The following is a 17,867-nucleotide window of genomic DNA, read 5'->3' as shown; positions in this document are numbered from 1 at the left end:
GCGTCGGTCCCGGCTGGTGGCTCACACCCGGCCGTGATCGCCATGCCGTGCGTCGCTCAACGGCGGCGCCCGGCGGGCCGCGGCAAGCAGGTCGATCTCCCGGCCGTGCCGCGCGACCACCTGCAACCCGACCGGCAGCCCATCACGGTCGAACCCGGCCGGGATGCTGGCCGCCGGATGCCCACTGATGTTGAACGCCCACGTCAGATTCGTACTCATCCGCGCCCCAGGCCCGTCATGCCCGTGCGGCGGGTTGGGCGTCGTAGGCGTGAGCAACAGATCGGCGCACTCGAACAACTCCGCCAGCCGCCGCCCGTTCTCACCTCGTACCGGTCGCCCCTGGCGGGCCGCGAACCAGTCCGGCGCCGGGTCCTGCAGCGTCAGATCAACATCATGAAGATCGAACAGTCGGCGCGCGCGTTCGTAGGCGATCGCCGCCTGCTCCGGATCGGTGTCCGCGAACCCGAGATCCGCCGACCACACGGCGACGGGATTCTCGATCGGTTGCCCGAGATCCCCGAGCAGCACCTCCAGGTACCGGCGCGCATCCTCGGGGTCCGCCGCGAGCGGCCCGACGGCCGCGAGGTCGTCCTGAGCGCGATCCGGCAGCGCTCCGGCGGTCACCTTCAGACCGACGACTCCGCACCACGCGGCCGGAATCCGCACCGAACCCGCGCCGTCCACACCGGTCGCGAGCGGCACGATCCCCGCCGCGACCGCTGCCGCCGAACCCGCTGACGACCCACCGGGCGTGCGGCCGGGATGCCACGGGTTGCGGGTAGGGCCGCGATCGTTGCGGCCCCACGTCTGCCACGGGGTGCCCGGTCCCGCCACCGTCGTGCGGCCGAGTGGCACGCATCCCGCTGCCACGAGCCGTTCCCGCTGAAGCGGTCGCTCGCCCTTCTTGACGCCGATCGGGACACCCGCGAGCGGCAACCGTTCGCCGTTCGCAACCCTCCGGTCGACCTCGCGTGCGATGTGCAGAGCGCCTTCGCGATCAACGCGGTCGAAGGCGTTGAGCCACGGCTCGACGCGGTCCAGCCGCGTCAGTGCCTCGGCCACGACGTCGACAGCGCGCGCCTGCGTGTTGTTGACCTGCTCGGCGATGTCGATCGCGCTCACGGTTGCGGACGTTGGACTTCACCACGCCGGAAGAAGATCTCGGCGCCGCTGCGCAACGGACGGAGCTCACCGCGTGCGACCAGATCGAAGACCTCGAACCTGCTGATGCCGAGCAGGCCGGCGGTGTCGTCGACGTTGATCAGATCGAGTGGCGGTGAGCCGTGGAACCGCTCGAGATCGACGTCGTGCCAGGGCTGAGCACGCAACCAGGCGAAGTACTCGCGGTAGATGGCGAGCCGGCCGGCGCTCTGGACCTCGGCGAGGAACTCGTCGAGGAGGTCGAAGAGGAGCGCGACCCTGGCGTCCTCGTCCATCGAACCGCCCAGCAGGCCGACCAGTCCCGGCCAGGTGAGGTTGTCGCCGGTGCCCACCTTCAGGACGAGGAACTCGCGGAAGCCGTCGAGCGCGGCCGAGCCCTGATCCAGGCCCAGCACGTAGGTGACGAGCCGTTCGTACGGCAGTTCGCTGGTACCCAGGTACATCCCAGGGCGGAGCCGCAGGCTCCGCAGCAGTTCCCGATGGTCGATCACGGTCCCGAGCCTGCCCGAGTGCCCACCGGCAGCGGCCGCGGCGGTACCGGTGTGGAGACCACGATGGACGTGGTCGTCTGCCCGTAGAGCAGGAACCGGTCGAGGACTTCCTCCAGCTTGTCCACGCCCGACGCATGCACCTTGATCAGGAAGCAGTCCTCACCGGTGATGCGATGGCATTCGCTGACCTGGGGGAGCGCGGCGGCCAGCTCGGCGATCTTGGGCAGCTGGCCGGGGGCCGGGCGGACACGCGCGAACGCGGTCACGGGCAGGCCGAGCGCGGCGGGATCGACGTCCACCCGGTAACCGGTGATGACGCCGGCTCGTTCGAGGCGTTGCACCCGCTCGGTGACCGCGGGCGCGCTCATGCCCACCCGCCGGGCGAGCGCGGACATCGTGATCCGGGGATCTGCGTGCAGTTCGGTGAGCAGCCGCCGGTTGACCTCGTCCAGCAAGGTGAGACCGCCTTTGTGCCGTGGATCTGCAGGCAATTCGATGCTCCTGCCTTCAGGTTGCCATGTACTTCCCTCGGTGCTCCTACGAGCATGACGGAACACCGCGAGAGAGGAAAACCCATGGCGAGTCGCATCGTCTCGTTGCCCATCGACTGCGCCGACCCAGAAGCGCTGGCCGCGTTCTGGACGCAGGTGCTCGGCTGGCGGATCAGCAACCGAGGTGGCTATGGCGTGTCGATCGAGGGCGATGGACCGTTCGAAATCGACTTCCGGGTCGTGCCCGATGCGGAGAAGCGGGTGAAGAACCGGCTGCACCTCGACATCAATCCCACCGACCGCGACCAGGAGGCCGAGCTGACGCGCCTGCTCGGCCTCGGCGCCGTGCCCGTCGACGTCGGTCAGGGCGACGTCAGCTGGCATGTTCTCGCCGACCCGGAAGGCAACGAGTTCTGCCTCTGCCGGACCACGGTCGAGCCGTGAAGCGGGTGGGCCTTCCGCGACAGAAGGCCCACCGCCGCCTCACCAGCCGCGGGCGCGCCACTCCGCCAGCGACGGGCGCTCCTTGCCCAACGTGGAGTCGTCCCCGTGACCGGGGTAGAACCACGTGTCGTCCGGCAGCACGGAGAAGATCCGGTCCTCCACGTCGTTGATCAACGAAGCGAAGTTGTCCGCCGAGGTGGTCTTCCCCACACCCCCCGGAAAGAGTAAATCACACGAGCGGTGAAGAGGTGCGGATGGCCGGCGGCGTCCAGTTCGTGCGCGACGGTGTTCGAGCCGTGGGCGCTGGCCAGGGCTCCGAGTGCCTGCCAGTGATCGGCGTGCTGGTGCGTTGTCACGATCGTGCGCAGCCGCAGCCGCGAGGGATGTGGCCGAACAGGTCGGACAGGCGCTCGTAGTCGTTGGCCGCGACGAGCTGGGGTGAGCTTGCAGGCGTCGCGGCGGGTTAACAAAGACTACGCCGCCCACCGCTGGAGCCCAGGCAAGCTCATTCCGCCGGACGCTCTGTGGCGCACCACGACCGGCCATCTGGATTTGCTGGACGCCTAGACCTCACCCGTCGCCCCTCCTTGATCAGGGATGTGAGGCAGTTGATTCCTTGTCGCCTCGAAATTTAGGGCTCCTCCAAGTGGGTGGTTCGAGCAGCTTCGGGATGTCGCTGGCTAACGTTCGGGTGTGCGCGATCGACGCTATACACAGCGCTTTTGCGGTGGAGGGACGACGAGATGATCGTGCAGTGGTGCATCAAGGGAATGTCATTGCCTGATGATGACGCCGCTAAGGCGCTGATAACCGGGGGGTACGGCCTGATCTGCAACTGGTGGCGTGATGTAGGGCAAATCAGCCCGCCGCAAGTTCGCGACAAGCTGACTCCGGGCAACCTCAACTTTCACGTGAACCATTTCACCGTCACCATGCCCGACGGGCGGCCGTTCAGCAGTGCTACCCCGTTCATTTCGTTGAGTGCGGGGGTTGTGGAACGCGACGTTGCCATGAAAACGAACATCGTCCGCCGGGCCAGACGTACCGCGCTATGGTTTGGAACTGACTTCGGTCGGGTCAAAACCGCATACCTGTACAGGTGCTGGATGGTGCTTGCTCCGAGGGCTGCGGTCTCGATCGAAGGAGTGGCCGAGGAAGTCCGCGACCTGAACACCTACAGGCGATACTCTGATTTTCAAACTGAAGGAGAAATAGCCGCCAAGGTCAACGTGCCGGCAAACCAGATCGAGAGTTGCGAGAAGTGGGTGCTAGATGTGTCTTCCGGTCCCGCTGTGCTTTCACTTTCGTGGGTGTTTTCGAACCCGTTGTTCGTGCCTCCTGATCAACTTTCGAATATTCGCGAGGTGATCTAGGTGTCGGTTCGACATATTCGCGAAATGCAGCTTGACGAGTCCAGCGTCCGTGGCGTCGTCGACTTCCTGGAAGGGTATGCACGAAGGTGCCTCGAGGAGGTCGAGGAGCTTCGTCGTTCTACGGATGGTCCGGGGGATGAATCATGGGTTCTGCTCATGGATGCCGCCTCGGCATTTCGGGAGGCAGGTCAATGGTGCCTTTTGTTTGATGTTGAACGATCTCGGCAGCTGCTTGTGAGGGCGGGTGTCATCTACTCCCAGTTCAACCTCGGCTTCGGGTACTACCTTCTGGCGGTTGCCGAGCCTGCGCAGCTTGGTGAGCTCCGCCGCGGCATTGGCCGGAGTTTTGCTCGTCTGTCGGGTGGTGCAGGCTTCACGGAAAGATCGGAGGTCGGCGAGCCAGCGGTTGAGGCTGCGCTGAACTATCCGCAGCAACAGGCATACCTGCTGCTGGCCGGGGTCGTTGCTGGCGAGGACGATGACGAGCTTCGAGGAATGGTGCAGACGGTTCTGACTGAGTCGCCACATAGCGTCGGAGTGTCTCCGGTGGGCGCTCTTGGTATTCCGATCAGACGGTTCTGGTCTTTGGCGTCGGCGCTTGCCGGTGACGTTCGGGAAGCGCCCATGGTTGGCGGAACCGCCGATACCGGCCCGATTTCGGCGGTGGTCGAGCATGTTCACGACTGGATTGCAAAATATGTTCAGTCGGTCGAGCTTGCGATGGCCAATGAACACTGCTGGCGCCACGCTGCTGCGCCGGTGGATGTCGTTGATCTTGATATTTGCGGAACTATAGCATTGGCGGCGAGCCAGCTTGGGCTGGGACAGGTCATGGATGGCATGACGACACTGGCCGAAGATCTGCCTCCGCTTGGTCGGGTGCAGATTCAGCTAGGGCAAGAGCTCGCAGGATATGGCTACCGTGAGGGTGTGATGGGGTGACCTTCGAGTGGGTGTCCCTGATTCTTGGCGTCCTGTTCATCTTTGCGTTGGTGGCGTTGTTCTGGCGGATTGCCAAAAAAGGAACTTCCGGGCGTGCGAAGGTTGCAATCGTCGATCTTTTCGAACTCGACGTGGAGCTGACGTCGGAAGATCGCGAACAGGCGGCTGAATCAATCGAGCAGGTTGCCGCCGAGCGAGGAAAGCCTGCCGGGATCGAAGAAGTGAAGCGAGAAATTGAAGGTATCCAGAGCGTCAAGCCTGTGCGTGTGCTGTGGGTTGATGACTTTCCTGACAACAACGTCCGCGAGGTGATCGCGCTGGAGCATCTGGGATGCTTCGTCACGGCGGCGACTTCCACGAGGAGTGCTGAACGGTACCTGGACAACATCGACTTCTCTGTTGTCATCACGGATCTGGGTAGAGCAGGTAATCCTCAGGCAGGTGTCGAGTTGGCTGCGAGTGTTCGACAGCGAAGCCCGAACATTGCGGTGATTGCCTACACGTTCGACGCCGAAGCGAACAAGCATCTGGTGGCAGACGGGTTTGCTATCGTCGCAGATGCGCCAGCCGAGCTGATCTCAGCCATCCTGAAGCGCCGCGACCGGTAGGAACGAACTCCAGCGCCGCATACCGGCTGCGTGCGGCGCTGGAGTTCATGCGGGAACTCACCAGCCGCGGGCGCGCCACTCCGCCAGCGCCGGCCGCTCCTTGCCCAACGTCGAGTCGTCCCCGTGACCGGGGTAGAACCAGGTGTCGTCGGGCAGGACGGCGAAGATCCGGTCCTCCACGTCGTTGATCAACGAGGCGAAGTTGTCGGCGGAGGTGGTCTTCCCCGCACCCCCGGAAAGAGTGAATCACACTAGCGGTGAACATGTCCAGCTACCGCAACCGCGCAGTTGCGCTACATGTCGCCTCGTTGTTGCGAGATACATCGGGCGCTCTGTGCATCGACGCTGCCTGTCTGTTGTGACGCTGGCGATAAACCTATCGCAGGGGGTTTGCAGTCTGTCCTGCATGGTTGGCTTATTGGACGCCTCGTTGGCGGTGAGGCAATGTGACGCGGAGAATTACTCGTAGTCCGACGTGAGGAATGTTTTCCAATCGTCGATACTCATTGCTTCAGTCCACGATGTGGCCACCATTGTGCCGTCAGTGCGCACCTGGTCGGATGTTTCCGACCATTCGCTAAGTATATTTGTGACATCTTCGTGAAGTCCTTGGAGCTCGCCGAGTTCCGCGCTACGCACGCGCAGCCTGAGTTGAGCGAGGAGGCCAACGCGTAGGCCGAGTGGGCCCAGTGAAGCCATGTCCACGGACGGGTGTTCCTCTTCATCGCCTATCTCGATGGCTCTTACAAAGGGCAGGTAGTATGCAAGTGTAAGTCGATCCATCGATATCTGAAGTGAGATCGTTTCGACATCCTCCTCCTCGGGGTCGAAGGCGCTCAACTGCATATATCCAGTCGTTGGCGAAAAATGTGCTACGCAACCCAGGGCGATCCATGGCCGCTGGCCGTTGATATCGCTCACTGAGCGCTTCTGTGCAACCATCTTTTCTCGAAGGTCTGACCCTACTCCGCTGGATCTCCCCTTCGCCTCTGCTACTACCCAGCCGCTGGGAGCTAGTCCAAAGAGGTCGGAGCGCTGTTGGGTTGCGCCAAAATTTATGCCGAAGTGGTTCGCGTACCGGTCCACGTGCATAAGATAGGCTGTCGCCAACTCCCATTCGCAGAATATGGCGGTCATAGCCTGTCCGAGCGCGTACGAGAGTGCTGTCTTTTCTGACCTGTCCAGTTCTAGTGCGAGGTTGGATCGGGTCAATCGGGCTCCCCTAAATGTGCGTCTTACATACGCTGGAATTAGGGAGGTGCGATGCACCCATTCGTATGCTGATACAACACCGTACCTCGCCCTATCTCCGGGTGCGCGACCTGTGACGAATAGTGCATGGGCGAGATCGTCCGCGTTGAAGGTGAGTTGCCCAGAGTTTAGAACTGTGCCCGGTGGAAACGCCTCGGCATGGTATCTGACGTTCATGTCCGGCGGTGGATCGTAGACCACAGTCACTCCGTAGACCAGTAAGCTGTGCCAGCTGAGAGAACTACCGTATCGAAGTTCGATCATGCTGTCGCGCGTATGGTGCAATCTGTCAAGCGCGCGTCGGGTGTTGCCCCTCTAGGATGTAGTTGGCAAGCGGACGTCGAGTAGGCCTCTGGTGGCGTCGGCGGCCCGTCTTCTCCATAGAGTTCCTTGACTGATCGAGACATCGTTCGTTTCTGCACTGAGTTGCTCGGTCAGCGCGGCAATAGATTCCCTGTGGACGAGGCCTGCGCGGAGCGTCATTCGGCCTCGATGCATCCAGGCAAGTCGTCCGCACTGAGGAGCGCCTCGCCGGGGCAGTTTCGTCCCGTCAGTCGTGGTCGCCGCCCCCGCCGGTAACGGTGCTGCTTACTCGACCTCGAGGCGTCGGAGTGGCTCATGTACGACCACGAGTCGCGCCGGCAAGGCGGTCTTCTGTGACGTCGATCAGGGACACGAAGCTGCCGGCGAATTATTTTTCCGGCAAAAACCGAGAAGAGTGAATCACACTAGCGATGAACATAGCTACCCTGGTTCGTATGACCGAGGTCGTGGGGATCTACGCGCGCATCAGCGAGGACCCGCTGCAGCAGGAGAAGGGCGTGACCCGTCAGCTGGAGGACGGTCGAGCACTCGCGCAGTCCCGCGGATGGACGGTTCGCGACGAGTGGGTCGACAACGACCTGAGCGCGCTGCGGGGCGGCCCTCGCCCGGCATATCAAGCGCTCATCGAGGCAGCCGAGCGAGGCGAGATCACTCGCATCGTCGCCTACGGCATGGCGAGACTCTGGCGCAATCGACGCGAACGTGCGGATGGGATCGAGCGCTTGTCCAAGGCTCGTGTCTCGATCGCGCTCGTGAAGGGAAACGACCTCGACCTCACGAGTGCGGCTGGTCGTGTGGTGGCCGGGCTCCTCGGCGAGTTCGACACGATGGAATCCGAGATCAAGGGCGAGCGTGTCGCCCGAGCCGCCCTTCAACGCGCTGAGGAGGGGCGTGCCAATGGCGCGGTTGCGTACGGATGGCGTCGGATTTACGAGCGTGATGCAAACGGTCGCGTTCTGAGCTTCAAGGACGAGATCGACGAAGATTCAGCCGCAATCGTCCGCGAGATCGTCGATCGCCTGCTCGCCCGCGAGTCGCTGAACGCGATTACCGCAGACCTGAACGCACGCGACGTGCCCACGCCGTATGGCGATGGCCGATCGTGGCGCACGAGCTCAGTTCGCAAGCTGGCGCTTCGGCTGTCCAACATCGCGCGGCGGAAGCGCGACGGCGAAGACTTCGGGCCGGCGGCGTGGCCGCCCATCGTGGATCAAGACAAGCACGACCAGGTGGTCGCTCTCCTGACCGATCCCTCGCGGGTGCAGACGCGTGGCGGTGCCCGGCAGCACCTGCTGACGTTCGGAATCGGCCGGTGCGGCAAGTGTGGTTCACAACTGAGGGTGTCCCATCGGTGGGTCAACTCCCGCCGTAAGGAGCTTGGCAAGAAGCCGCTCTACGTCTGCGACTCGACCGCATCATGCGTCGGGCGTCGGCAGGAGTGGGTGGATGACCTGGTCGAACGAGTGGTCGTGCGGCGACTGCAGGAGCCCGATGCGCGCGACCTGCTGACACGCGACGACAGCGCGGCCAAAGCAGCCCGTGAGCACGCGGCCGGCATCCGCGCGCGATTGGACGCCGCTGCTGTTGACTACGCGGACGGTGTGCTTGATCGCGAGCAGTTGCGGAGGATCAGCGAGAAGCTCAGCCCCGAGCTGCAGAAGGCCGAGCGCGAAGCTCTGCGCCTCGTGGTTGGGATGCCTAGTGACCTGGTCGCCGGGATGGTTGGGCCACAAGCAGAAGAGCGTTGGAAGCAGCTGAACGTACTTCAGCGAAGGGCGCTCTTGGAGGCGATGGGCGTGACGGTCACGATCATCCCGTCCCGCGGAGGCCCTGGCTTCAAGCCGGAGTCGGTCGACATCCACTTCGAGCCTGATGACGAGTCTGAGCCCGACGCGATTCGCAACATGCCCGCCGAAGCCTTGGACGTCCATTCCTGAGCTGTCTACTGTGGTCTTATGAGTGCTCGGGGGAGCTCAGAGGTGCTGTGGGAAGCAGTGGTGCGCGAACTGACCGCGCCTGCTGCCCGTGCCGAGTGCTACTCCGCTCGTGAGATCTACCAACGAGTGCACCTCCTCCGCGCGTTGCGGGCGTCCCTTCCACCTGAGGAGATGCAGGCCATGGAGGCGGCGTTGCCACGTGGTCTCCTAGGCGGGTTTGGGGCTTTCGTCGACAGCAGTGATGCGGCGAACAGACGCATCACTGAGAGCCATCCAAAGCGCGCCAAGCTTCTTGCGAAGGTGATGGATCTTCCGTTCACCATTCACCAGGATCTGATGATCCTCAGCGAGCACGACGTGTTCAAACGGTCGATCAGCCGCGGCTTCGGCCGGGCGTATGGCCCAGGTGTGAACCCTGCGGATCGACCTGTGATTGCGCTCGAAGTCGACGCGGCGATGCTGCTTATCCGGTTCTTGGCGCTGTTGTCCAGGGCCTCCAGGCAGAAGTTCCCCACGTCGGTTCTGCTGTGGTTGCTTGATCTTCTCGTCAGCAGCGAGCTCGCGTCGACGGTGACCGCTGAGCCGGTACAGAACGCGCCGCCGGCGCGTCGAGTGCACCCGCCAGGACGACTTGTTGTCGCAGGGCCGCGTGTTGCCCGTGCGCCAGGACGCCGTGTCCCTCGCAGCTCAACGCAGCGAGGGTCACGATGGGCTGTGCGCGTTCGGGGGAACGCTTTAGCCGCATAGCGCGTCGCTGGCTCTCCTGTTCAGGAGAGGCCACGCCGTGGCAGACAACAAGACGCAACCCACTTACCTTCCGGTGTCAGAGGCGGCGGCACACCTGTCCGTCTCCGAGATCACGATCCGCCGTGCCATCAGGGCAGGCGAGCTTCCGCACGTCCGCTTTGGACGGCTCGTGCGCGTTTCAGCCGCGGATCTCAACGAGTTCGCGGCTGCCCGTCGGGTTACGGGGGTGACCCGTGGCTCGCAGTAGAAAGTCGCGCCACAAGAACGCCCGTCACATCGATGACTACGTCGAAGAGATCGTGCGCAGCGCGCCGCCGTTCAGCGCGCGACAGCGGCTGAGGATCGCCGCGATCCTGTCGAGCGGCGACGACTCGGTACCGCGCGACGGATGTCGTTGAGCCAGCTCGTTTCGTAGCGCCGGTGCCTGCCTGGCACCGGCGCCAGACGGCTCCCTGATCGGGGATCGCGTCAGGAGCAAGGTAGAGAAAAAGCAGCTTTTCGACCTCGCCCGCCGGCGGCTGGCGAAGGTCGACTCATCGGGGGATGTCATGGAACGCAAGGGAAGTGCCGCAGGGCACCGGCCGCATGCCGTGCACAAGCGCGTTTTCACGAAGACGGCGCGCTTCAACGTGCCCGAGCTCGCCGCAGTCGTTCAAGCCGCAGCGCGAGCACAGCTCAAGGTCGGAGCGTGGATTGCGAAGACAGCCGTCGAAGCCGCGCGTGCGGCCAACAATCCGCAGAGGGTGGCAGCGAAGGAGATCGGACACGAGCTGGTGCAGTTGCAGACCGAGCTACAGCAGCTGCGTCGGGTGAGTGTCGTGCATGGCAACAACCTGAACCAGCTGGCGGCCGCGGCGAACGCAACCGGCGAAGTCGGCATGGCCGCGCCTCGCGTCATCGCGAACATCGACCGGGTCGTGATTGAAGTGGGTGAGCGTCTGTCCGCCGTCGATGCCCTCCTGGCTCGTATCATCGATCGCTTCGAGTCGACATGATCGGCAAGGTGACGCGCGGCTGGAACGTGTACGGCCTCATCCGCTACCTGATGGGACCGGGAAGTACCGAGCAGTCGGCGCACACAGACCAGCACGTGTTCGCGACCTGGGACGGTCGTCCCGAGTCGCACCAGCCCGAGCAACTGGGACCAGACCGTTTCGACATCGGCGACTTGGTTTCGGCTCTCCGGGTTCCTGCAGCGCTTGCTGGCGTACCCAAGCGGCGTCCAAATGCAGACGACTGGCCAGGGCCGTCGGGGCGAATCCCGAAAGGACCTGTGTGGCAGTGCTCGCTGCGGAATCATCCCGACGACCCGCTGTTGAGCGACGAGCAGTGGACCGACGTGGTGACGGATGTGCTGCACCGCACCGGGATTGCTCAACGCGACGATCCCGGTGGGTGCCGATGGGTTGCGATCCGCCACGCACCCGACCACGTGCACATCGCCGCGGTGCTGGTTCGACAGGACACTGGGGAAATCGTGCACCCGCACCACAACTACGACTTCCGGCGAGTGAAGGAGGCGTGCAACGCCGCTGAGGAGCGATACGGCCTGATCCGCACCGGAGCCGCCGACCGTACGGCGACACCGCGTCCAACTCGTGCCGAGAACGAGAAGGCCGCCAGGCTTCACGGCACGGGCGAAAGGCGGTCGGATGTCGCGATCCGCGTCAAGCTCCGTCGCCAAGTGTCCAGCGCCGCTGCCGCTGCGCGAAACTGGGACGAGTTCGAGGAGTACATGGCGTTGACCGGTGCGACAGTTCGTACGCGCCGAGGCCGCTTCGGGCAGATCCTCGGCTACTCGGTCACTGATGCCTCGGACCCGGCATGCCGCACGGCGTCGGGGAGCCCGTTGTACTTCGCTGGGGGAAAGCTCGGCCCAGATCTCACCTACTCGAAGCTCACCAACCGGTGGGAGTCGCGGGAGACGACCGTGCCGGACTCGGTGCAGGGGATCGTTGACCAGGTGGTGCTGCCGGCACGCGACCGTTTCCTGCTCCGTGGGCCGATGCTCAAGACTGCCCTTGGGCAGGAGGCCCTACAGGGCATCGCTCATGCGACCGGCGACATGATGTTGGCTCTCGTCGCGTTCGCCGACGCGGACAAGGTGCCTTTGCTGACCGACGCCTGGGAGGCATACGCGCGGGCCGGCCGAGTTCCCGACCAAGTTCTGCCGCGTCGATGGGCCAGGGTGTCGCGCGATCTACGAACGGCTGCCAACCATCTGATCAGAGCAGGTGTGCGCAATCCCCAACGTCAACGCGCCACAGCTGATCAGTTCATCGCGCTCTTGATGGCAGTGTCAGCGCTCGTCGCCGAGGTCGCGGCTTGGCACGAAACGCACCAGCGTCACGTCGCGGCCCGGCATGCGCGGACCGCCCACAGGATGCTTGGCCAAGTACCCGTCGATCACGAGAAGAAGCCGGGGGCCACCCCGCCGATTGCCGCAGCGTCGAAGTTGGGGTTCCAGAGGCCGTCGATTGGAGCGTTGCCAAACCACCAATCGGTGAGTCGCCGTACGCGCTGAATCAGGGACGGGCGTCAACCGAAGGTCACGGTTGCCGCCCGTCGAGCCGCACAGTCGCCACGTCCGTCCACTCGTAGGCCTTGTGGTCTCGGTTCAGGTCGATCAGCGACACCGAGGAGATGGTGACTTCGGACATGTGCTCGGTGTGCCTGTGCAGGACGTCTGCCACCGGTTCGGCCGGCCCCGCCGAGTTCGAGTACCCGAGCGAGACATGTGCACGGAAGCCGTCCGCGGACTCGGGAACGTTGTCGTGTCCCCACACATCACCGATCGCGGCACGAATCGCGAGACGCACGTTGGCCACGGGCTCTAGCGGCCGCGCAGGCATCTGGATGCTCTCCGGGTCGACATGGGCGGGACCGATGGTCACCGTGAACGGTCGCAACTCAGAGCACCGTTTCTCGGCCGCCGCAATGATTCGGTCGAGGTCGCCGCGGTCTACCTCGTCCGCGAAGCCGACACCCTGCAACGTCAGGTGCAACCACTCGGTCGGAATCGGGTCGATGCTGGGCAGTTCGGCCAACGCAGAGGCGTAGCCGTCGACGAGCCGGTGCGCGCCTGGTTGGTCGGCGAAGGTGACGTGCCAGGTGTAGAAAGATCGTCCAACCTTCCAGCCCGGCCGCCACCACCAGTGGTCCCGCATCGGCTCGAGTTCGCTCACGCGTTCAGCTCCTTGGTCACGGTGTCCCTGCCGAAATCGGCTACCGCCGCGCGTATCCGCCGTGCGACTGGGTCGGACGTTCGGCTCGCCTGCGTTGCCATCACACCAACCTCGGCCACCCGATGCAGAAGCGGCCTGACGCGATGCGCAGTGGCCGTGTCGAGTACAGGCTGCAGCGCCTCCTCGGCGCCGCCGAGATCACCGAGTACGAGGTGAGCCTTGACCTGCTGCAGACGCGTCATTCGCTCAGAGCCTCGGTTGCGCCTGTCCTCCGGCGTGGCCTCAAACGTCGCAACCGCGCGGTCGGCGAACACGAGTGCGTCATCTGCTTGTCCCAGGGCGAGCTCGGTGTCCGACCAAAGCGACCCAGCCCGATCTACCGAGCAGGTGAGCGGGCCGGACAACTCGTCCTCGGCGCGGGCGACGGTTTCAGCGCAGTGCTGTGCACGGCGGAGCGCCGTCGTGGCGCGTTCGCTGTCACCTGCGCGAGCCAAGTCGAGGGCCAAGGCGCTGGACAGGAACAGCTCGGCACTACCGGTCCCCACGTAGCTCAAGCCATCGGCCGCGTACTGGGCCGCCGAGTTGTAGTCCAGCTGCCAGAACGCGGCGGTGTGCTGGGTCGCGCGCACCCATGCGCGCAGCGCGTTGTGGTCGGCTCGTTCTGCGCACATCCACGCGGCGCGGGCGTGGTCTTCGGCGGCGTCAGGGCGTCCGAGGTCCACGGAGATCCAGGACAGCACGGTCAGCGACCATCCGGCAGCGGCGTACAACTCGCGGGTGTGCCGCGGGGCCTGGTGGCCGGACAGCAGCGTGAATGCCCGATCTCGCAATGCTTTGGTGCGGGCGAACAACGGCAGCGTCGGCACCTTCAGGTACGAGTGAGCGATGCGGCGCACGTCGGCGTGCATCTGGTCGATGGTCAGCTCGCCAACGTTCGTGGACTCAGCCCAGGCGAGGAAGTCCGAGGACTCGTCCGCCGCGCTCATCAACACCTCCTCGACATCGTCGGACCGGATCGTCGCGACTCGGCCGGCCCGCCGCACCACCTGCTGCGCCTTAGTATTCGGATCTGGAAAGCCAAGGTCGGCATCGGCGGCGACACCGAGGACCGCACGTAGCGCGGCCCGGTAGTGCTCGGACGGGCGGGCGACGACGCCCCGTTCCATCTTCGCGATGTAGTGCGCGTCCAGAGCAACGCTCTTGCCGGTGGTGATCCTCAGCCACTCGGTGGCCGCCTCAGCGAGCTCGCGTCGGGACATGCGCATGCCCGGAACCTGGCGAGACGCGGTCGATTCGCGCACCGCCCGGAGAAGTCGGTTCGGCTCCGGCACGGTCCGAGAGTAACCGCAGGACCGCGAAGCGTCAGCCCGCCGCGTGCCCCGTGCTGCCCCGGTCTGCCCCTGCGTCTGGCCTGTCGGGGCGTTGCCGGCTGCCCGATGTTCGAACCATGACACCGGGAGCGTTCGCCATCCTCGCCGTGCTGGGCGCCGTGGTCGTCGGCATCGTGTGCTGGCTCGGCTACCAGGTGCGCCGCGAAGCAATCCGCCGCCGTCAGGTCACGCGCGTTCGTGCTGCGGTCGAGCCGCGGCCGACTGTTGCGGAGCTGCGCGAGCGGTGTGGCGCGGACACGCTGCCTCGCTATCCGACTCCGACCGTGGCTGCTGGTGACCCCGACCTGGCGGCTTCGGTCGGTTCCAATCGGGGAGACATCGCGTGAACGCCGTGGACGCGGCCGCAGTTGCGGCGTTCCCGGAGATCGAGATGCTGCTCGTGATCCGTGATGGTGGCTGGAAGTTCCTGCCGCCGGAGCCTGGTCGTGACCAGCTCGACGGCTTCCGGACCTGGCCCCACGGGTGGCGCGACGGTATCCGCATCAGGTCGGCCACCGACGCCCTAGGCATCCGTATGACTCCAGACCAGGAGATCGTTTGGGAGCGGACCGGAACTCTCACTGACGTGATCGGCGAGCTACTCGTATTGCCGGCGCCAGACGAGCCGAATGCGCCTCGTCTGGTCCTCGGACTCGGTCCGGACTAGCGAACTGCCCGCTGCCAGTAAAGGTCGTCCCACCGTCATCGAAGCCTGACCGGATGAGGGTTTCTGCCACTCAAGTCTGTCCGATCCGGCGGCGACTCGATGAGGTTGGTCGTACTCCGCGAGCCAGGAGAACGTCGTTAGGTCGGCGTGCTGAGGTTCGGCACCGCGACGGTGGCGGTCATGTTCAGCCTGAAGGGTGTCAACGGATTGCAGCCGAACAGGGTGGTGCGGAGCGTTTAAGCGCTCCGCACCACCCTGGTTTCGGCCAAGGATGGTCGACGGTTTCGTTGTGTTGCCGCTCGCCGGGATCAGTACGTCCGGCCCTCAAGTTCGGTGTGCGACGTACTGATATTCAGTGCCACGATCGGGGCGCCGAAAACCCAGGCGGGCCTGCACTTCTCCTCGCCTGGCGACACGTTGAAGGTGCCGTGGACCGGCAGGACGAGTGCCGTACCGGGCTCCTCACCCACATTCTTGATGCAGACCGTCGTCGACCCCCACCACCAGGACGGGAAAACGGCGGGCAGTCTGCTCGGCCCGGCCTGCGGCGCAACGCCTGCGTAGGGAGGCGACGGGGTTGGCGTGCTGGCCTGTGCCGCGGTGGCGGCCCCGCCGATGATCGCGGCTGCCGCTGCGACCGGGGCGATGAACCTGGTGAGGGTCCAGATTGATCGTGTGCTCAACGTGATCTCCTCCAAGGTTGGACCACGGCAGGACTCTTGTTTCACCTCAGGCGAAGCGGCCTGTCGTGGAGATGTGGCGGCAGAAGTGCCGATGTGGAGCATCTGCCGCCTGGTCGGCCGCGCGCCGGAGGTGGCAGTCCTCAGTGCGGCAGGCGAACTTCCTGTGATCACTGGGACATGACTGATAGCGACCGGGACACTCCACGGCGGAAACTGGGGCGGTGTCAGCAAGCCGGGTTGCTTGGTCGGTGACGTTGTCCGCCACTGCGGTGGCGGGGTTCGTGATGTGGTTCGTCTGGCGGCACGGGGATCCGTGGGCCGACAGCGGACTCCTCGCCGGAATGCCGGGCCAGGTCTGCGCAGGCTTGGTGTGGACCATGTCTGGAGCAGCCTTGGTCGCATTGCGGCCGCGTAACGTGGTCGGCTGGTTGCTCCTGGCGGCCGGTACGTGTCAGGTACTGTTCATCGGCCTCATGGCCTTCAGCTGGTACGGGCTCACCATCGCTGATCCGGCCTGGTCGTCGGCTCGGTGGACGCTGTTCGCCGGTGCGGGGCTTTTTGTGCCAGGTTGGCTGGTCCTACCGACCCTGCTGATCTCCTTCTATCCGGACGGCCGGCTGCCGGCCAGGTGGTGGCGCTGGCCCGTGGGTGGGGCGGCGACCGGAATCCTGCTGCTCACAGTCATCGCGTCGTTCGATCCCCATGCCTACATCGGTACCCCAGGCGCGCCACCGCTGGTCGTGCCGGAGGTCGTACTGCAGATACTGCTCGTGGGCATCTGCCTGCCGCTGATAGCAGGTTCGACGGTGATCATCTGGATCGGCACGGTTGTGCGGTTCGTGCGAGCCCGTTCTCCGGAACGTCAGCAGTTGGCTTGGCTGGCTTGTGTTGTCGGCGCGTTCCTGGCCATCTCGCAGTACGGTCCGGCGAAGCCCCTGCTCACTGTCATCGCCTTCGGAGTGCCGGTGGCGATCGCGGTGGGGGTGATGCGTTACCGGCTCCTGGGCATTGCGGTCGTTCTCCGTCGAGGCCTGGTGTATGTGGTGCTGACCTCAGCGGTGGTCGTGGTCTACCTGGCGTTCAGCGCGGTCGCGGCGCAAGCGCTGGATCGCACCCCGATTCCCGGCGTGATGGCCGCGGCGGTGGTTGCGGTCGGTCTGACACCTGCTCGCGACCAGTTGCAACGGGCTGTGGACCGGTTCATCTACGGCCGCCGTCCTGACCCGGTCCAGGCACTCGGCCACCTCGGGAACCTCGTTGCCGAGGCCGATGAAGCCGAATTGCTGCACACCGCCCTGCGCAGCGTGGCCGGATCAGTCGGAGCTACCGGAGCCGCCGTCGTCGCCGACGGCCACGTGGTCAGCAGCGTCGGCACGGACCCGGCTGGCTATGAGATTGGACCCCTGCGTTTCGGTGGCCAGGATCTCGGCACGCTGCGACTGGCCACCCGGTACGCCCCGCCCCAGTCCCGCGGCCAGGCCGAGCGCCGCCTGCACGCCGCGCTGACCTCCCAGGTCGCCGTGGTGGTCCAGGCAACCAGACTCGCCGAGGAGCTCAAAGCCGAGCGCGACCGAGTCGTGACCGCTACCCGTAACGAACGCGAACGGCTGCGCCGCGACCTGCACGACGGGCTCGGACCGTCCCTGTCCGGCGTCAGCTTGGGCCTGCAAGCCCTCGGCGACGCCGTCGAAACCGGCAACAAGGCCGTCTGTACGGCGCTGCTCGAACGGATCAGCACCGAAGTCGCCACCGCGGTCCTCGACATCCGCCGCATCATCGAAGACCTCCGTCCCGCCGCCCTCGACCAACTGGGCCTCGCCGACGCCGTCAGCCGACACGCGGCATCGCTGGCCGGCTCGGTGACCGTGACCGTCACCACCGCTGGCCCCCGCGGGCTGCCACCGAACGTGGAAACAGCCGCCTACCGCATCGTCACCGAAGCACTCACCAACATCACCCGCCACGCCAACGCCCGCCATGCCCGAGTCGACATCTCCACCAATGACCAAACACTGCGGCTGTCCATCGCCGACGACGGCGACGGCGGCGCGGACACCGGCTCAACAGGTGTAGGGCTCACCTCGATGCACCGCCGCGCCGAAGCCCTCCACGGCTCCTGCACCGTCGAATCCACCGCCGTCGGAACCACCGTCGTCGTGACCCTGCCCTTGGACAAACGATGAGCCGTGACCA

At 65.0% G+C, this 17,867-nt stretch carries 21 protein-coding genes and 2 pseudogenes; 14 read left to right on the top strand and 9 right to left on the bottom strand.

Annotated elements, in window-relative coordinates; translation table 11 throughout:
- Positions 1-21 precede the first annotated feature (21 nt).
- Genes QSK35_RS07730 through QSK35_RS07720 form a run of 3 tightly spaced genes read right to left on the bottom strand, consistent with a single transcriptional unit; the run spans position 22 to position 2,143 of the window.
- Entirely contained in the window at positions 22-1,122 is a 1,101-nt protein-coding gene (locus tag QSK35_RS07730; RefSeq protein ID WP_285743693.1) for an amidase, read from the bottom strand.
- Positions 1,119-1,652, bottom strand: coding sequence for a helix-turn-helix domain-containing protein (locus tag QSK35_RS07725; protein ID WP_285743691.1), 534 nt, complete (start codon positions 1,650-1,652; stop codon positions 1,119-1,121). The genes QSK35_RS07730 and QSK35_RS07725 overlap by 4 nt, the downstream gene beginning before the upstream one ends.
- Positions 1,649-2,143: an Lrp/AsnC family transcriptional regulator gene (locus QSK35_RS07720; protein WP_285743690.1), complete on the bottom strand. Its 495-nt coding sequence runs from the start codon at positions 2,141-2,143 to the stop codon at positions 1,649-1,651. Before QSK35_RS07720 ends, QSK35_RS07725 begins: the two co-directional genes overlap by 4 nt.
- Positions 2,144-2,227: 84 nt before the next feature.
- Here QSK35_RS07720 and QSK35_RS07715 point away from each other — a divergent pair, with 84 nt between their 5' ends.
- Positions 2,228-2,587, top strand: a complete 360-nt coding sequence (locus QSK35_RS07715; protein WP_285743688.1) for a VOC family protein — start codon at positions 2,228-2,230, stop codon at positions 2,585-2,587.
- Between the two features lie 39 nt (positions 2,588-2,626).
- Here the strand turns inward: QSK35_RS07715 and QSK35_RS07710 are convergent.
- Positions 2,627-3,014 (bottom strand): annotated as a pseudogene (locus QSK35_RS07710) (MBL fold metallo-hydrolase); the annotation flags it as partial.
- A gap of 11 nt (positions 3,015-3,025) precedes the next feature.
- Here QSK35_RS07710 and QSK35_RS42815 point away from each other — a divergent pair.
- From QSK35_RS42815 to QSK35_RS07695, 4 genes are all read left to right on the top strand, one after another.
- Positions 3,026-3,154, top strand: coding sequence for a DUF7711 family protein (locus QSK35_RS42815; protein WP_502881627.1), 129 nt, complete (start codon positions 3,026-3,028; stop codon positions 3,152-3,154).
- Positions 3,155-3,330: 176 nt separating this feature from the next.
- Entirely contained in the window at positions 3,331-3,960 is a 630-nt protein-coding gene (locus tag QSK35_RS07705) for a hypothetical protein (RefSeq protein WP_285743686.1), read from the top strand.
- 24 nt (positions 3,961-3,984) lie between these two features.
- Positions 3,985-4,902, top strand: a complete 918-nt coding sequence (locus QSK35_RS07700; RefSeq protein ID WP_285743684.1) for a hypothetical protein — start codon at positions 3,985-3,987, stop codon at positions 4,900-4,902.
- Positions 4,899-5,510: a response regulator gene (locus QSK35_RS07695; RefSeq protein WP_285743682.1), complete on the top strand. Its 612-nt coding sequence runs from the start codon at positions 4,899-4,901 to the stop codon at positions 5,508-5,510. Before QSK35_RS07700 ends, QSK35_RS07695 begins: the two co-directional genes overlap by 4 nt.
- 57 nt (positions 5,511-5,567) lie before the next feature.
- Here QSK35_RS07695 and QSK35_RS07690 read toward each other — a convergent pair.
- Positions 5,568-5,744, bottom strand: a pseudogene (locus tag QSK35_RS07690) (MBL fold metallo-hydrolase); the annotation flags it as partial.
- 225 nt (positions 5,745-5,969) lie between these two features.
- On the bottom strand, positions 5,970-7,025 hold the full coding sequence (locus QSK35_RS07685) for a hypothetical protein (RefSeq protein ID WP_285743680.1): 1,056 nt from the start codon (positions 7,023-7,025) through the stop codon (positions 5,970-5,972).
- A gap of 494 nt (positions 7,026-7,519) precedes the next feature.
- Here QSK35_RS07685 and QSK35_RS07680 point away from each other — a divergent pair, with 494 nt between their 5' ends.
- From QSK35_RS07680 to QSK35_RS07655, 6 genes are all read left to right on the top strand, one after another.
- Entirely contained in the window at positions 7,520-9,022 is a 1,503-nt protein-coding gene (locus QSK35_RS07680) for a recombinase family protein (RefSeq protein WP_285743678.1), read from the top strand.
- A 42-nt stretch (positions 9,023-9,064) separates the two neighbouring features.
- Positions 9,065-9,769, top strand: a complete 705-nt coding sequence (locus QSK35_RS07675; protein ID WP_285743677.1) for a hypothetical protein — start codon at positions 9,065-9,067, stop codon at positions 9,767-9,769.
- A gap of 37 nt (positions 9,770-9,806) precedes the next feature.
- Positions 9,807-10,016, top strand: a complete 210-nt coding sequence (locus tag QSK35_RS07670; protein ID WP_352243434.1) for a helix-turn-helix domain-containing protein — start codon at positions 9,807-9,809, stop codon at positions 10,014-10,016.
- Positions 10,003-10,167: a hypothetical protein gene (locus tag QSK35_RS07665; RefSeq protein WP_285743675.1), complete on the top strand. Its 165-nt coding sequence runs from the start codon at positions 10,003-10,005 to the stop codon at positions 10,165-10,167. The genes QSK35_RS07670 and QSK35_RS07665 overlap by 14 nt, the downstream gene beginning before the upstream one ends.
- 150 nt (positions 10,168-10,317) lie before the next feature.
- Positions 10,318-10,764 (top strand): hypothetical protein, encoded by a 447-nt coding sequence (locus QSK35_RS07660; protein WP_285743673.1) that lies wholly within the window; start codon positions 10,318-10,320, stop codon positions 10,762-10,764.
- Positions 10,761-12,293, top strand: coding sequence for a relaxase/mobilization nuclease domain-containing protein (locus QSK35_RS07655; RefSeq protein WP_285743671.1), 1,533 nt, complete (start codon positions 10,761-10,763; stop codon positions 12,291-12,293). The genes QSK35_RS07660 and QSK35_RS07655 overlap by 4 nt, the downstream gene beginning before the upstream one ends.
- A 25-nt stretch (positions 12,294-12,318) precedes the next feature.
- On the opposite strand, the gene QSK35_RS07650 is transcribed toward QSK35_RS07655, so the two are convergent.
- Together QSK35_RS07650 and QSK35_RS07645 are read right to left on the bottom strand one after the other, a co-directional pair.
- A complete protein-coding gene (locus QSK35_RS07650; protein WP_285743669.1) occupies positions 12,319-12,954 on the bottom strand; it encodes a 2'-5' RNA ligase family protein in 636 nt (211 codons plus the stop codon).
- Entirely contained in the window at positions 12,951-14,219 is a 1,269-nt protein-coding gene (locus tag QSK35_RS07645; protein WP_285743667.1) for an NsdA family TPR-like regulatory protein, read from the bottom strand. The genes QSK35_RS07650 and QSK35_RS07645 overlap by 4 nt, the downstream gene beginning before the upstream one ends.
- A gap of 182 nt (positions 14,220-14,401) precedes the next feature.
- Here QSK35_RS07645 and QSK35_RS07640 point away from each other — a divergent pair, with 182 nt between their 5' ends.
- Both QSK35_RS07640 and QSK35_RS07635 read left to right on the top strand, forming a co-directional pair.
- Complete coding sequence (locus QSK35_RS07640) at positions 14,402-14,671, top strand: hypothetical protein (RefSeq protein ID WP_285743665.1); 270 nt, start codon at positions 14,402-14,404, stop codon at positions 14,669-14,671.
- Positions 14,668-14,991, top strand: a complete 324-nt coding sequence (locus QSK35_RS07635) for a hypothetical protein (protein ID WP_285743663.1) — start codon at positions 14,668-14,670, stop codon at positions 14,989-14,991. Before QSK35_RS07640 ends, QSK35_RS07635 begins: the two co-directional genes overlap by 4 nt.
- A gap of 308 nt (positions 14,992-15,299) precedes the next feature.
- On the opposite strand, the gene QSK35_RS07630 is transcribed toward QSK35_RS07635, so the two are convergent.
- Positions 15,300-15,689: a hypothetical protein gene (locus tag QSK35_RS07630; RefSeq protein ID WP_285743661.1), complete on the bottom strand. Its 390-nt coding sequence runs from the start codon at positions 15,687-15,689 to the stop codon at positions 15,300-15,302.
- 233 nt (positions 15,690-15,922) lie between these two features.
- Between QSK35_RS07630 and QSK35_RS07625 the strand changes: the two genes are divergently transcribed.
- On the top strand, positions 15,923-17,857 hold the full coding sequence (locus QSK35_RS07625) for an ATP-binding protein (RefSeq protein ID WP_285743658.1): 1,935 nt from the start codon (positions 15,923-15,925) through the stop codon (positions 17,855-17,857).
- The last annotated feature ends 10 nt before the right edge of the window (positions 17,858-17,867 follow it).

The organism is Lentzea sp. NBRC 105346 (assembly GCF_030269605.1).
GTDB lineage: Bacteria > Actinomycetota > Actinomycetes > Mycobacteriales > Pseudonocardiaceae > Lentzea.
Note: the sequence above shows the minus strand (reverse complement) of the source record. Positions and strands in the feature narration are given on the sequence as shown.